This is a genomic window from Streptomyces sp. HD, from assembly GCF_028369295.1.
Taxonomy (GTDB): Bacteria; Actinomycetota; Actinomycetes; order Streptomycetales; family Streptomycetaceae; genus Streptomyces.
This window is the reverse complement of sequence record NZ_JAQMYP010000024.1, coordinates 102,970-117,371: the sequence shown is the minus strand read 5'-3', so window position 1 is coordinate 117,371 and position 14,402 is coordinate 102,970. Positions and strand designations below refer to the sequence as shown.

Annotated in this window: 10 protein-coding genes; 4 read left to right on the top strand and 6 right to left on the bottom strand. The window is 71.3% G+C overall.

Going from position 1 to position 14,402, the window contains the following annotated elements; all coding sequences use genetic code 11:
* Positions 1-93 precede the first annotated feature (93 nt).
* The gene (locus tag POF73_RS23705; protein WP_272118771.1) at positions 94-1,590 is read left to right on the top strand and encodes a DNA-binding protein NsdB; all 1,497 of its coding nucleotides are present in this window, start codon (positions 94-96) and stop codon (positions 1,588-1,590) included.
* Positions 1,591-1,632: 42 nt separating this feature from the next.
* Here POF73_RS23705 and POF73_RS23700 read toward each other — a convergent pair whose 3' ends face one another.
* Positions 1,633-3,063: a PP2C family protein-serine/threonine phosphatase gene (locus POF73_RS23700; RefSeq protein WP_272118769.1), complete on the bottom strand. Its 1,431-nt coding sequence runs from the start codon at positions 3,061-3,063 to the stop codon at positions 1,633-1,635.
* A gap of 429 nt (positions 3,064-3,492) precedes the next feature.
* Here POF73_RS23700 and POF73_RS23695 point away from each other — a divergent pair, with 429 nt between their 5' ends.
* A complete protein-coding gene (locus POF73_RS23695; protein ID WP_272118767.1) occupies positions 3,493-3,906 on the top strand; it encodes an SsgA family sporulation/cell division regulator in 414 nt (137 codons plus the stop codon).
* 62 nt (positions 3,907-3,968) lie between these two features.
* On the opposite strand, the gene POF73_RS23690 is transcribed toward POF73_RS23695, so the two are convergent.
* Together POF73_RS23690 and POF73_RS23685 are read right to left on the bottom strand one after the other, a co-directional pair.
* Complete coding sequence (locus POF73_RS23690) at positions 3,969-5,066, bottom strand: baeRF3 domain-containing protein (RefSeq protein WP_272118765.1); 1,098 nt, start codon at positions 5,064-5,066, stop codon at positions 3,969-3,971.
* A 64-nt stretch (positions 5,067-5,130) separates the two neighbouring features.
* Complete coding sequence (locus POF73_RS23685) at positions 5,131-6,711, bottom strand: alpha/beta hydrolase (RefSeq protein ID WP_272118763.1); 1,581 nt, start codon at positions 6,709-6,711, stop codon at positions 5,131-5,133.
* A 271-nt stretch (positions 6,712-6,982) separates the two neighbouring features.
* Between POF73_RS23685 and POF73_RS23680 the strand changes: the two genes are divergently transcribed.
* Both POF73_RS23680 and POF73_RS23675 read left to right on the top strand, forming a co-directional pair.
* Entirely contained in the window at positions 6,983-7,642 is a 660-nt protein-coding gene (locus tag POF73_RS23680) for a chaplin (RefSeq protein ID WP_272118761.1), read from the top strand.
* 202 nt (positions 7,643-7,844) lie between these two features.
* Positions 7,845-8,696 carry a GNAT family N-acetyltransferase gene (locus tag POF73_RS23675; RefSeq protein WP_272118758.1) on the top strand — a complete coding sequence of 284 codons (852 nt, stop codon included), beginning with the start codon at positions 7,845-7,847 and terminating at the stop codon, positions 8,694-8,696.
* Here POF73_RS23675 and POF73_RS23670 read toward each other — a convergent pair.
* The 3 genes from POF73_RS23670 to POF73_RS23660 all read right to left on the bottom strand — a co-directional run bounded on the left by POF73_RS23670 (position 8,693) and on the right by POF73_RS23660 (position 14,361).
* The gene (locus POF73_RS23670; protein WP_272118756.1) at positions 8,693-9,421 is read right to left on the bottom strand and encodes a class I SAM-dependent methyltransferase; all 729 of its coding nucleotides are present in this window, start codon (positions 9,419-9,421) and stop codon (positions 8,693-8,695) included. The two genes, POF73_RS23675 and POF73_RS23670, sit on opposite strands and share 4 nt — an antisense overlap.
* 7 nt (positions 9,422-9,428) lie before the next feature.
* Positions 9,429-13,718, bottom strand: a complete 4,290-nt coding sequence (locus POF73_RS23665; protein ID WP_272118819.1) for an aminotransferase class I/II-fold pyridoxal phosphate-dependent enzyme — start codon at positions 13,716-13,718, stop codon at positions 9,429-9,431.
* 157 nt (positions 13,719-13,875) lie between these two features.
* Positions 13,876-14,361 carry a nucleoside deaminase gene (locus tag POF73_RS23660; RefSeq protein ID WP_272118754.1) on the bottom strand — a complete coding sequence of 162 codons (486 nt, stop codon included), beginning with the start codon at positions 14,359-14,361 and terminating at the stop codon, positions 13,876-13,878.
* Positions 14,362-14,402: the final 41 nt, after the last annotated feature.

Sequence of the window (14,402 nt, the reverse complement as noted above, 5' to 3'; positions counted from 1 at the left end):
CCATCTGGCGCACCCTGGCGAACCCTGGCGAATAGTCCCGAGGCAACTCTCACGGGGCTACTGTCAACTCAGCCGAGAACCTGGGGGCTTGACGTGAGCGGAGAACCCAACACCCGCCTATCGGACCTGTTCGGCCTGGCCGGCTGGTCCAAGGGCGAGCTCGCGAGGCTGGTCAACCGGCAGGCGGCGGCCATGGGCCACCCCCAGCTGGCGACCGACACCTCGCGGGTGCGGCGGTGGATCGACATGGGAGAGATCCCGCGCGATCCCGTGCCGCGGGTGCTGGCGGCCCTGTTCACCGAGCGTCTCGGCCGTGTCGTGACCATCGAGGACCTCGGTCTGGTCCGGCACGGGCGTGCGGGGAAACGGCAGGACGCCGGGAATGTGGAGCATCCCGACGGTGTGCCGTGGGCGCCCGAGCGAACCGCCGCGGTCCTCACCGAATTCACGGGAATGGACCTCATGCTCAACCGACGCGGCTTGGTGGGCGCGGGTGCCGCGCTCGCCGCGGGATCCGCACTCAGCAGCGCCATGTACGACTGGCTGCACACCGACCCGGCCCTCAGGGCCGACGCCCCCCAGTTCGACGACCCTTTGCACGCCGACCCCGTGGGGCTCGACCGCTACGAGGCCGCCCCCATCGGATCACAGGAGATCGAGGAGCTGGAGGCCTCGGTAGAGGTGTTCCGGGCCTGGGACGCGGCCCGCGGCGGCGGGCTGCAGCGCAAGGCCGTCGTAGGCCAACTCAACGAGGTGGGCGGCATGCTCGCCTACCGACACCCCGAACATCTGCAGCGGCGCCTGTGGGGCGTCGCCGCCAACCTCGCCGTCCTCGCGGGCTGGATGTCGCACGACGTCGGCCTGGAACCAACGGCGCAGAAGTACTTCGTCATCGCCGCCCACGCGGCCCGAGAGGGCGGCGACCGGCCGCGCGCCGGGGAGGCGCTCTCGCGAGCGGCTCGCCAGATGGTGCACCTCGGCCGGCCCGACGACGCACTCGACCTCATGAAACTCGCCCAGTCCGGCTCCGGCGACGAGGTGCTGCCGCGCACCAGGGCCATGTTCCACACCATCGAGGCCTGGGCGCAGGCGTCGATGGGCAAGGGCCAGGCCATGCGCCGCACCCTCGGACAGGCGGAGGACCTCTTCGTCTCCGACCGGGGCGACGTGCCGCCGCCGAGCTGGATGCAGACCTTCAAGGACGAGGATCTGTACGGCATGCAGGCCCTGGCCTACCGCACGCTGGCCGAGTTCGAGCCGGGCGCGGCCGCGCACGCCCAGCACTACGCTGAGAAGGCCCTGGCCCTGCGCATCGACGGCCGGGAGCGCTCGAAGATCTTCGACCATCTGTCCATGGCGTCCGCCTGCTTCATCGCGGACGACCCCGAACAGGCGGACCGGTACGCACGGCTGGCCCTGATGTCGATGGGTTCGAACTCCTCCGGCCGCACCTGGGACCGGCTGCGCCAGATGTACCGGCTCACCGCCGAGTACTCCAGCTATCCGAAGATCCACGAACTGCGGGAGGAGATCCGCTTGGCGCTGCCCAAGGCGAAGAAGCCGGGCAGCGGCAACAGCGCACAGGCGTAGCGCACAGGCATAGGGGGCCTGTGCGCCCGATCCCCGTACGTCCTACGACATCACCCTGGCCACGAGTACGCAGGCGTCGTCCGCGCGCTCACTCTCACCGAACTCCTCCACGACCAGCCGTACGCAGTCCTGTGCGCTGTGTGCCCCGCCGAAGCGGGGGGCCAGGTCGAGGAGGCGGTGCACGGAGTCCGTTCGGCTGTGCCTCGGCACCAGTCCGTCCGTGTGCAGCAGGAGCAGGTCTCCCACCCGGAGGCTCTCCTCGGCCTGCGCGTAGACGGCACCCGAGGTGGCGCCCAGCAGGACGCCGTCCGGCGCGTTCAGCCGGTGCCCCGTCCCGTCGCGGAACAGCAGCGGGGCGGGGTGTCCGGCCTGTGCCCAGGTCAGGGTGCGGGTGTCCGGCCGGTAGCGGCAGCAGACGGCGCTGCCGAGGGCCGGCTGGACGGTGGCGTCGAGCAACTGGTTGAGCCAGGACATCAGTTGGCCCGGCTGGGTGCCGGCCATCGCCATACCGCGTACGGCGCCCAGCAGGGTCGCCATGCCCGAAGTCACCGCGACGCCGTGCCCGGTGAGGTCGCCGACGCTCAACAGTGTGTCGCCGTTGGCCAGTTCAAGGGCGTCGTACCAATCGCCGCCGATCAGCGCGCTGGTCGACGACGGCAGATAGCGGGCGGCGAGGTCCAGTGTCCGGGGGCCCTGGTGCGGGAGCCGCAGGGAGCCGCGCCACGGCGGCAGCACGGCCTCCTGCAACTCGACCGCCAGCCGGTGCTCGGTCTGCGCGTGGTGCCGGTCGCGTTGGAGCGAGTCACGGGTCTCGCTCAGCGCGTGCTGGCTGCGGCGCAGTTCACTGACGTCCCGGAGCACGGCCCACATCGAGGCGGTGCTGCCGTCGGAGTCGAGCACGGGCTCGCCCATCATGTGCACGGTGCGGACCTCGCCGTCCGGCCGGACGATCCGGAACTCCCCGTCGATGGGCTTGGCGTCGACCAGGCAGTGGGTGACCATCGACGTCAGCATCGGCCGGTCCTCGTCGAGCACCAGGGCCGGCAGCTCGTCGAGGGTGAGCGGCGCGGCGGCGGGGTCACGCCCGAGGATCTGGTACAGCTCGCCGCTCCAACTGGCCTCGTCCGTCAGCAGGTTCCACTCCGCGCTGCCGACCCGGCTGAGCAGTGCACCCGTCCGGGAAGCGGGCGCCGCTGCTCGGTCGGCCGGCGCGGCAGCGGGAGCCGGGGAGGCGGCGGACGGGCCGTCCCGCAGCTGCGCCAAGTGCTCGTCCAGGTCGTTGAGTTGATGCAGGGCGAGATCGCACAGCGCCCGCTGCCACCGCTCCCGCGGGTTCGAACCGTCGCTCTGCGTGTCCCGCCGTACGGCGTCCACGTCGCCCCGGAGCCGCCGCGTCTGCGATATGAGCGCGTCGACCGGGCCGCGTCCGGGCGGCTGGGCGGCGGGGTGGTCCGCAGAGACATGGGGCGGCATGACGCACTCCGATGCGGGACGGTACGACCAAGGATGACGGAAGGACCGTTACGACTGTCGCACAGCCCGCGACGCGCTGTAAGGGATTTGGCAACACCCGATACGGTGGTGCGTCCGGCATATGCCAGAGTCTCCACGGAGGGCTCGTGCCGTGCGAATGCTGTACGTCGCCGAAGGGGGCAAGTCGTAGGCGGCATACGCGATTTGACGGTCCGGTGGGACGATTGTACGGCGCTCATCCGCGTGTTCGACGGCCGGATGTTCTAGGGGTGGAGCGGCCGTCGCCGCCCGGTGGACGGTTGCACTCCCTGTGAGTGACGCAGTTCACATAAATGGGGGCCGCTTCGGCGTAATGCGAAGGGCGCCTGCGGGGTCGTATCAGCACAGCGGCAAAAGCGTCCGACCTCCGACCCTCAGGGGAGACCGCCCATGGACATCGCCCTCGAACAGTCCGCCCCCGCCCGTCTGATCACCGGCGAGGAACGCGAACTCACGGTTCCCGCCAAGCTGCGGTACGCCTCGACGGACCCGCTGGCGGTGCACCTCGACTTCCCGGGCGAGGTCTCCCTCGACGGGCAGGGGGCCACCTGGACCTTCGCCCGCTGTCTGCTGGAGTCGGGGCTGCGCGGCTCGGCCGGGGACGGGGACGTGCACATCTGGCCGTGCGGGCCCGAGCGTACGGTCGTGGAGCTGCACTCGCCCTACGGCATGGCGCTGCTCCAGTTCGACACCTGCGTGCTGCAACGCTTCCTGCTGCGCACGTACGCGGCGGTCCCGGCCGGCGAGGAGGACCTCGGGGCGGTCGTGGAACGCGGTCTGAGCGCGCTCTTCGGCAGCGTGTGAGGAGGGCCGGCCACCCGGGAGCGGCCGGCCGAATGAGGAGGCGACCGGACGACGCCGCGGTGTCAGTAGCGCAGTACCCCCGCGATCCCGCGGGCGTCGGCCAGTGTGCCGTCCGGCACGAAGCGGACCTCGGCGCCGGTCTCCAGGCACTGCTCGACGATCTCGTCCACGATGTCCTCGCGGGCGTCGAGGTCGCCGCTCACGGCCGGGATCAGATGGTCGCCGTCCTCGCCGCGCACCGTCGCGCGGAAGTTCTCCTCGACGGCCAGCAGCCGTACCCGGCCTTCCCGGGCGCTGCGCCAGACCTCGTCGACGCCGGCCGCGAACGCCTTGCGGCCGAGGGCGGTTTCGAGTTCCCGGGTCACGGCGTCGGTGTTCCTGCGGGCCTCCGCGGTGATCACCGGCCGGATCGCCTGCCACACCGCCTGGTGGGTGCCGTGGGCGAGCCCGCCGTGCGAGATGTGCACCGCCTCCTTGGTGACGCCGCCGATCTCGTCCAGCAGGGACAGCGCGGCCGGCTCGCCGGTGACGTACAGCGTCCGCGGACTGCCCCGCAGGACCGTCGTCATGGCGGAGTCCGCGTCCTTGAGGAAGTGCCGGGTGCCCTCGTCGCGGAACGTGCTCGGGTCGTCCCCGATCTGCTCCCGGCGCTCGGCGTCGAAGTTCTCCGCGCGCCGGGTCAGCGGGAAGCCGCCGATGCGGGCCTCGGTGATGCGGTCCAGGCTGCCGTTCCACAGGGTGACGCGGTCGGCGGAGACCGAGAGCACCCAGTACGGCCGTTCGGCGGCGTGCGCGGAGACGAGGTTGCGGGTCAGGAAGGTGTCCGAGAGCACCACGCGCTCGGGCACCGTGCGGGCGAGGGACCAGACCTGGTGCTCACCCGGAGCGGCGAAGATCACCAGACCGTCCTCGGCGTAGGTGAGATCGACCTCGGCGAGGGCCTGGTCGAGCTGTCGCTCGACGTCCGTCCGCCGCTCGCGGGTGACCGACGGATCGGCCTCCAGCTGCTTCTTGGCCGTGGCCACGGCATTGCGCAGCCGGACCTGGTCCTGGGTGCGATAAGGCTCTCGGCGATGCGTGGGCGTCAGCACGGACACGGCCGGATAGGGGCGCGGGCGCCGCAGCTCGGCGAGGGTCGTGGGACTGAGTGCGTGCTCCATAACAGCACGATAGGACCGATTCGCCGATCGGGCATTAGGGGCAATCCCGTGCACTGTCACGGCGCTACTCCCGGTCCTCCTCAAGCCCGCAGGAACTCCCGTCGGGCGGCAGTGTGCCGTACAGCAGGAAGCTGTCCACCTTGTTGTGTACGCACTTGGAGGAGCCGTATCCGGTGTGGCCGCCGCCCTTGTTGTCCAGGACCACGGCCGAGGAGCCGAGTCGCTGGGCCGTCTCCACGGTCCAGCGGTACGGCGTCGCCGGGTCGCCCCGGGTGCCCACGAGGAGCACCTTCGGGGTGTGGACGTCCTTCACCTCGTCGCGGATGAAGTCCGTGCCCTTGGGGCGGCCGTAGCACATCAGCACCTCGGTGAGCCGGTAGAGCCCGAAGACCGGCGACGCCTGCTCGTACTCGGCGCGCAGCCGGTCGAGGTTGCGCACGATCTGCCCGGCGGTGGGGCGGTCGGGGTCGTCCGCGCAGTTGACCGCCATCAGTGCCGCCGGAACGTTGTCGAGGGGGATGTCCTCGGCGTCGACCAGACCGCCGTCGGGGTCGGCGGTCTCCTCCCGGCCCGTGGGGGCGGCCCGGCCGGCGAAGGACTCGATGGTGTGCGTGTCGCCGTCCTCGATCAGTGAGGCGAGCGCCCGCTCCAGGGAGGGCCACAACTCCTCGCTGTAGAGCGCGTGTCCGATCGCGCCGACCAGGTCCTGCCCGGTGAACGGCTCACCGAAGGCCGACGGCACCGGGTTCTCGTCCAGCGACTCGACGAGCCGTACGACCTGCTTGCGGGCCTCGCGCGCGTCCTGCCCGAACGGACAGGCGATGTCCTTCACACACCAGTTGATGAAGTCGTCCAGCGCCTTCTGCTGGCCCTGGGCGCCCGCCACGCCCTGCTCGGTCAGCGGTTCGGTCAGCGTGTCCACGCCGTCGAGCACCATTCGGCCGACCTTCTCGGGGAACTGGGCGGCGTACACCGCGCCGAGCCGCGTGCCGTAGGAGAAGCCCAGGTAGTTGAGCTTCTTGTCGCCGAGGGCCTGGCGCATGACGTCCATGTCGCGCGAGGCGTTGACCGTGCCTATGTGGGGGAGTACGGGCCCGGAGTGCCGGGCGCAGGCGTCGGCCGCCCGCCGCAGCTGCTTGAGCACGGTCTGCGGATCGCGGTCGACCTCCGTGCCGTCGTCCGCCACCCCGATGTTCTCCTCGCGGTCCCCGCAGCTGACCGGCGACGACCTGCCGACGCCGCGCGGATCGAAGGTCACGATGTCGTAGCCGTCCGTCAGCTCCATGAACTCCTTGCCGCCGGAGGCGAATTCAGGGATGCCGGCACCGCCCGGCCCGCCGAAGTTCAGCAGCACCGAGCCCCGCTTCTCGCCGGTGGCCCGGTAGCGGGCGAGCGCCAGATCGAGGGTCCCCGCCTTCGGGTGGGCGTAGTCGAGGGGGACGGTGATCTTGCCGCACTGCATGTCCTTCGGCAGTCCCTCGCCGGGACACTTCGCCCAGGCGACCTTCTGCCGGTAGAAGCGGTTGAGATCGGGCCTGTCGTCGTCCGTGGCCGTAGGCAGTCCCGTACCGAGCAGGACGATCCCGGCCGCACCGGCGACGGCGCAGCGACGCAGCATGGGCCGCGTTGACAGCTTTGCCGGCATGAATGCCTCCAGGACGCCCGTCGCGGACCGGGAAACGGCGTCCTCGATCACGATAAGCGGGCCCCGGAACGACCGCCTCCGGGCGTGCGGGACCGCCCGGACGGGCGTACTCTGCGCCCCTTGCGTTCCTATCGGGCGTTTTTGCCACTAGTTCGACAAGCGTGCCACTCGATGGGGTGAAAGGCCGATAAGCCATAACTCGATTGGTTCCCTTGCGTTTTATCCGATGCGGGCGAGGTGCCCGAGACCATGTCTGGAAGGCAGGGAACCTATGAAACGGGTTACCCGAAACGGTGTGATCGCCTTCGCCGCCACCGGCGCGATGGCTGTGACGGTCCCGGTGTCCGCCGCTTTTGCGGCAGACGCTGCCTCCGCGGCCCACGGTGCCGCGGCCGACTCCCCGGGACTGCTGTCCGGCAACACCGTCCAGCTCCCGGTGCACGTCCCGGTGAACGTGTGCGGGAACACCGTGAACGTGGTGGGGCTGCTCAACCCCGCCATGGGCAACAAGTGCACCAACCAGGACGGCGACGCAAAGAAGGGCTCCGCGCGCGGCGGGGCCTCGGCCGAGGGAAGCGGAAAGGATTCGCCGGGTGTCGTGTCCGGCAACACCGTCCAGCTCCCCGTGCACCTCCCGGTGAACGTCAGCGGCAACTCCGTGAACGTGGTCGGTGTCGGCAACGAGGCGACCGGCAACGAGTCGGTGAACGGCGGCGGACCGTCCCCCAGCACCAGGCCGGCGCCCAAGCCGAGGGCGCACCACCCGCGTCCGAAGGCGGAGCCGCCCGCGTTCGTCCCCCACGGCCCGAGGGGCGCCCTCGCCGACACGGGATCGGACGAGACCCTCGCCGCGGCCGCGGCGGGCGGCGCGGTGCTCGTGTTGGGCGGCGCCATCCTGTACCGGCGCTTCAGCCCCCGGGCGGTGAGCTGACCCGCGCCTCGCACGCGCGGCACGCAAGGCCCCACCGGGCGGACGGTGGGGCCTTCGTCATGCGCACACCCGTCCGGTCGTAACCCCTTGTGCGGCAACGGCTTGATCATGACGTGACGCCCTCCCGGCCGATCCGAAAGGATGCTGCGTGCACGGTCGATCACCGTGTGCACGCGAACCCCCCACGGAATGGAGCGCACCCATGGCCTCTCCGGCCCCCGAAGACCTCGTCATCACCCAGGCCGGCCTCGACGACTGGCCGGTCGTCCGCAGCTGGGCCGTCGACGAGGGCTGGAACCCGGGAGTCGCGGACAGCGCCGCCTTCTTCGCGCAGGACCCGGAGGGCTTCTTCATCGGCCGGATCGACGGCGAGCCCGTCTCGGCGATCTCCGTCGTCAACCACGGCTCCGACTACGCCTTCCTGGGCTGGTACCTGGTCCGCCCCGACGTACGCGGCCGAGGCCATGGACTCACCACCTGGAAGACCGCGCTGGCACACGCCGAGAACCGCACCGTCGGCCTGGACGGGGTCGTCGCCCAGCAGGACAACTACCGCCGCTCCGGCTTCGAGTTCGCCCACCGGACCTTCCGGTTCACCGGCACCGCACCTGCCGGCGAGGCACCGTACGTCCGGGTCGTCCGGCCCCAGGACCTCGATGACATCACCGCGTACGACGCCACCTGCACCCCCGCCGACCGCCCCCGCTTCCTCGCCCACTGGCTCACCGGCGCCGGACACCACGCCGTCGTCCGCCGCAGCGGCGACCGCGTCACCGGCTACGGCGTGATCCGCCCCGGCCACGACTGCCCGCGCATCGGCCCGCTCTTCGCCGACACCGCCGAGGACGCACGGGCCCTGTTCGCGGCCCTGACCGCACAGGCGGCCGGCCGGGAGGTCGCCATCGACGTGCCCGAGACCAATGCGGCGGCCGTCGCCCTCGCCGAGCAGGCCGGGTTCACCCCCTCCTTCGAAACGGCCCGCATGTACACGGGCCCCGTACGGCCGTACGCCCAGGAGCGCGTCTTCGGCGTCACTTCCCTGGAACTCGGCTAGCGCGTGCGCCCCGCCAGCAGCACCATCCCGGAGTCCCCGTAGTCCGGCAGCGTCGGGTCGGTGTCGATGCGGGTGACATCCAATTCGCTGGTCAGCGGGGCGAACACCTCCGTGACGAGGTCCGGGTTCACCGGGCAGCCCGGCCAGCGTGAGGCGGGGCCGATGCGGTAGGTCGGCATGTTCTCCATGAAGGCCGCCACCAGGTACCCGCCCGGCGCCACACTCCGGACGAACGCCCGGCAGAACTCGGCGAACTCGGCGTAGTCCTCGGTGGCGCCCTCGGCGACGAAGTGCATCGACGCCAGGTCGTAGCCGCCCGGCGGGAGCTCGCGGACGTCGCCGTGCACGACGCGTACCTGGGCCAGTGCCCCGGCCAGGGTCGCGGGCAGGTCGGGGTTGAGCCGACGGCACAGCGCGTGGAACGGCAGCCAGCTCGCGTCGGGCTCGACCAGGAGCTGCCGCTCCAGATAGGCGACGTTGCCGGCGCCCGCCTCCACCGCGTCGACCCGGCGGCTGGCCCCGGCCGCGAGGATGAGCGGATACAGGTTGGGGCCCGCCCCGAACTCCACCGAGCAGCCGAGCGAACCCGGCGGGAGACGGCGGTAGAACGCCGAGTGGTGGGTGATGACCGCGGCGTCGGAGGGGTGCACCTCGCGGTAGTTCTCGGCGAGATAGTCCGCCACCGGCCAGTTGTCCCAGTCCACGTCGTCGTTGTGTGTGATCATCGCGGGCTCAGCTCTTCGGGCGCAGCGGGAACCGCGCGGACAGACGGGTCAGCGCGCCGGTCAGCCGGTCGATGTCGTCGTCGGAGTTGAGCGCCGTGACCTGGACGCGGAAACCCACCCGGTCGCGCGGTACGAGGGGATAGGCGGCCAGCGTCACATAGATGCCCTCCTGCCACAGAAACGCCGCGACCGAGTCCAGGTCGGCCGGATCGGCGAGGGGGATCTCGATGATGGGCAGCCGGTCGGTGTTGAGGGTGCCGACGCCCAGCGCGTCCAGGTGGTCCAGGACCCGGACCGTCCTGCGGTACAGGTCGGCGCGCAGGGCGTCCCCGCGCCGGTCGTTGACGTCCAGACCGGCGAGTGCGGTGGCCAGGGACGCCGTGGGCGACGGGCCCGAGTAGAGGTAGGGCGCGGCGGCCGTCTTCAGCCGGTTCTTGAGGTCCGTGGGCAGGGCGAGGAAGGCCAGCAGCGAGGAGTACGCCTTGGAGAAACCGGCGACCAGGACGATGCGGTCGTAGGACTCGCCGGTGTGCCGGACCAGCCCGTTGCCGCGCATGCCGTACGGACAGGACTCGTCCGGACCGCGCTCGCCGATCACACCGAAGCCGTGCGCGTCGTCCACGTACAGGGTGGCGTCCCGGTCGCGGCACACGGCGGCCAGCGTGGGCAGGTCGCAGATGTTGCCGGTCATGCTGTTGACGCCGTCCAGGCAGACCAGCCGGGGCGACCCGGACGGTGCCGTCGCCAGCAGCGAGTCGAGCTCGTCGGGCCGGTCGGCGTGGAAGCGGCGCAGGTTGGCGCCCTGACTGCGGGCGACGAGGCAGCCGTCGTACACCGTCCGGTGCGCGGTCGCCTCGACGAAGACGTTCCCCTCGTCGGCGAGGACCGGGATCACCGAGGCGTGGATGAGGGTCAGTGTCGGCAGCAGCAGTGCGTCCTGGGCGCCCAGCAGTGCCGTGAGCCGTTCCTCGATCTCCGGGTACAGCCGCGGGCTGCCCAGCAGCCGCGACCAGCTCGGGTGCGTGCCCCACTCGCGTACGGCGGGCTGGATCCGGGCGGCGATCTCCGGGTCCCAGTCGAAACCGAGGTAGTTGCAGGAGGCGAAGTCGATCAGCCAGTGGTCCCGGCTGCGGATGTGCCGGCCGCGCACCTCGTCCAGGACGGCGTCGCTCATGGGACTGGTGCGCCGCAGATGGTCGAGGTCCATCCAGCGCGCCTCCCGCCTGCTGCGCAGCGGCAGGTTCCGGTGGTCGGGCGGCCGTGTCGCCACACCGGAGCCCGGCGCGAAGCGGCTCCCGTCCTTGCGCAGCACGTGCCGGCTCTGCTCCACCGTCATCGGCCGCGCGAACAGGAAGCCCTGCCCGAACCGGCACCCCATGCCCGCGAGGAGATCCCGCTGCGCGGGGTCCTCGATGCCCTCGGCGATCACCTGCAACCCGAGCGTGTCGGCGATCCGCACGATGCCCTCGACGAGTGCGACCTGCTGGGAGTCCCGGGTGATGTCGTCGATGAACGACTTGTCGATCTTCAGCACGTCGATGGGGAAGTCCCGCAGATACCGCAGTGAGGAGAACCCGGTGCCGAAGTCGTCGACCGCGATGTGCACGCCCAGATCCTTCAGGGCGTGCAGCACCGCCTGGATCTGCGCGTCGCGGCGCAGCAGCACCGTCTCGGTCAGCTCCAGCTGCAGCGACCCGGGCGCGAGCCCCGGTGTCCGCAGCGCCTGGCCGACCTGGTCCACGAACCCCGTGTCCCGGAACTGGCGGGCGGACACGTTCACACTGACGTACGGCGGTCCCTCCGGCCGCTGGAGCCGCTGCAGCCCGGCGATGTCGTGGACCGCGTTCTCCAGCACCCACGACCCCAGCCCGGTGATGTGCCCGGTCTCCTCGGCCAGCGAGATGAACTGCTCCGGCGTCACCGGCCGGTGCGGGGCGCGCGGCCAGCGGACCAGTGCCTCGAAGCCGACGACCTCACCCGCCGTGATGTCCACGACGGGCTGGTAGCGCAGCGCGAACTCCTTCCCGGCGACGGCCCGGGCGAGCCGGCTCTGCAGATCGTGCCGCTCGATCATGCGGGTGTGCAGCATGGGCTGGAAGCGGCGCCACTGCCGCTTGCCCGCCGCCTTCGCCGCGTACAGCGCGAGGTCGGCATGGCCCAGCAGCTCGTCGGCGTCCGTGCTGTCGCGCGCCGTGGCCACCCCCACACTGGCGGAGACGGTCACCGACTCCTCACCCAGCACGAACGGCCTGCTCAGGGTCTGGATCACCTGCGCGGCCAGCAGCTCGGCGTCGAGCGGCTCGCGCGCGTCCTCCATCAGCACGGCGAACTCGTCGCCGCCGAGGCGTGCCGCGGTGTCGGTGCGCCGCAGCGTCTGCGACAGCCGGGCGCCGACGTCCCGCAGCAGATGGTCGCCGGCCGAGTGCCCCAGCGTGTCGTTGACCAGCTTGAAGTCGTCCAGGTCGATGAAGAGCAGCGAGGTCAGCGAGGACTCCCGGCGGCTGCGCAGCAGGGCCCGCTCGATGCGCTCAAGGAGCAGCGTCCGGTTCGGCAGGCCGGTCAGCGAGTCGTGGAAGGCGCGCTCGGTCAGCTCGTGCTCCAGCCGCCGCTGTTCGGTGACGTCCCGCAGGGTGACGACCAGCCCGGCCACGGTGCGCTCGTCCCGGAAGTCGCTGCACCGCACCTCCACCTCGACCCGCCCCTCCGGGTGCCGCACCCACCAGTGGTCGTGGGTGGCCCGCGGCCCGATCTCGCGTACGGCCGCCAGCTGCCGGGCCGCGCGGTGCCGGTCCCGGGGATCCACGAGGTCCGGCAGCGGCTGGCCGGCCAGGTCCGTGCTGCCGAACACGGACGCGGCGGACGGGCTCACGTACCGGATCGTGTCGTCGTCCTCCAGGATCAGGATGACGTCGGAGGCGTTGCGCACGAGGGTGCGGAAGTACGCCTCGCTCTCCCGGCGGATGATCTCCTGGCGCAGCTTGACGCGTTCCTTGGCGAGGCCCGCGTGCGAGGCGAGGATCTCCAGCGAGCTCCGTGTCTCCGCGAGCCGCCTGGGCGGACCGGCGACCAGCAGCACGCCCGGGATGTCCCCGGCCGGACGGTCGGGCGGGGTCATGGGGCACACCAGGGCGGAGGTGAAGCCGCTCAGCCCGGCCGCGATGTCGGCGTCCAGCGAGTCGACGTCCACCAGCTGGGCGCGGCGCGGGGTGAGCCCGGCGGCCCGCTCGGCCGGCAGCACCAGGGTGCGGTGGCGGACGGTGGGGCCGAGCAGCCGGTCGGCGGCGGCCTCGCAGGAGCGTTCGACCTCCTCGTGGCGGACCGCCGAGACCAGTGAGGCTCCCGCCGCGCGCAGTACCAGCTCCCGTTCCACCGCCCGGCGATGGGCCACGACCATGCCGGCCAGACGCAGGATGACCAGGAAGAACAGCACAGCGGAGAAGGCGGCGATCACCGGGACGCCGTGCGGCTTCTCCTTGATGCCCTCGTGCAGCAGGATCGCCGGGGCGATGAAGGTGGCCACGGCCAGCATCAGGATCCGGTGCGGCGGTGGGAGCAGGGACTCACGCAGGGGCACGGACGCGGTCAGCTCGACCATGGCCGGGTGCAGCGCGGCCAGGCCCCACGCCGTGTAGAAGACGATCCACCCGGAGTCGACCAGGGTTCCCGTCTGCCACAAGTCGTTGAGCTGCAGGATGCCGTACGCGATGTCGAAGCAGAGCAGCGTCAGTGTGCCGACGACCAGCAGGCCCACCGACCGGTTGTGCCCGGTCACCGGGCCCGGCGTCAGCAGCCGGGCCAGCAGCGCCAGCACCAGCACATCACCGAGCGGGTAGGCGATGCTGATCACCCGCTGCTCCCAGGTCAGCCCCTCGATCTCGGTCAGCGGCTGGACCAGGAACACCCACACGGGCAGCGCGAGGCCCGCGGTGAAGATCAGCGCGTCGAGCAGACTGGGCAGGTCGTGGCCGGCCCAGCGGTAGCGCACCAGGCCGTACAGGCCGATGGCGAAGAGGGCGTAGCAGGCGAGGTAGCAGGCGTCGGCGGGGGAGGGGAACGGGTTGGAGGCGTCGAAGTAGGCCTCCATGACGTTGTAGTAGGTGTCGCCCGCGATGAAGGCGAGCAGTCCGGCCGCCAGTACCCACCAGGGCCAGCGATGGACAGGGCGGTGCAGATGGGTGCCGATCAGCATCGCGGCGACGCCCCCCAGACCGATGACGGCCCACACCGGGGCGAGCGCGGCGGGGACCGTCATGTAGACGATCGTGGCCACGGCGACCAACGCGATGTAGGCGATCATCAGCCGCTTAGCCGAACGCAAGGGCAAGCGCCTCCCCCTGTCGGAGGAGACCGGGCCGTCGACCTGGTCTGAGTCCACTTTCGATCGTAGGCACCCCGGACGATCGCTTGCATCTTGAACGGACCCTGACACCGCGGCACCCGAAACGCCTGCCCGGTCAGCCCGTTCGCCGGTGGAACCGGACGTGCAGCGCCCGGACGTCCTCCGTCAGCTCCGGCACCGGACCCTCCACCGCCACACCCGGCGCGACCTCCCGGACCGGCAGTGTCCGGACCGGTGGGGCGGGCACCCCCAACTCGGCCAGCCACCCGGCCAGTTGCTCGGAGGAGGCGACGTACACGATGCGGCCGAGGCCCACCCAGGCGTGCGCGGCCGCGCACATCGGGCAGTGCTCACCGGAGGTGTACACGGTCGCCGCCGCCCGCTCCCCGGGCGTCATGTGGGCGGCGGACCAGCGTGCCAGCTCGAATTCGGGGTGCCGGGTACGGTCGCCCGAGGCAACCCGGTTGTGGTCCTGGGCGAGCACCGCGCCGTCCGCCCCCACCAGAACCGAGCCGAAGGGCTCGTCCCCCACCTCCAGCGCCTCGGCCGCGAGCTCGACACAGCGGCGCAGGTACGGCAGTTCGGCGTCCTTCACGACCACGGAGTACCACCTCGGAGATGTCGTTGACCGGTAAAGCTGTT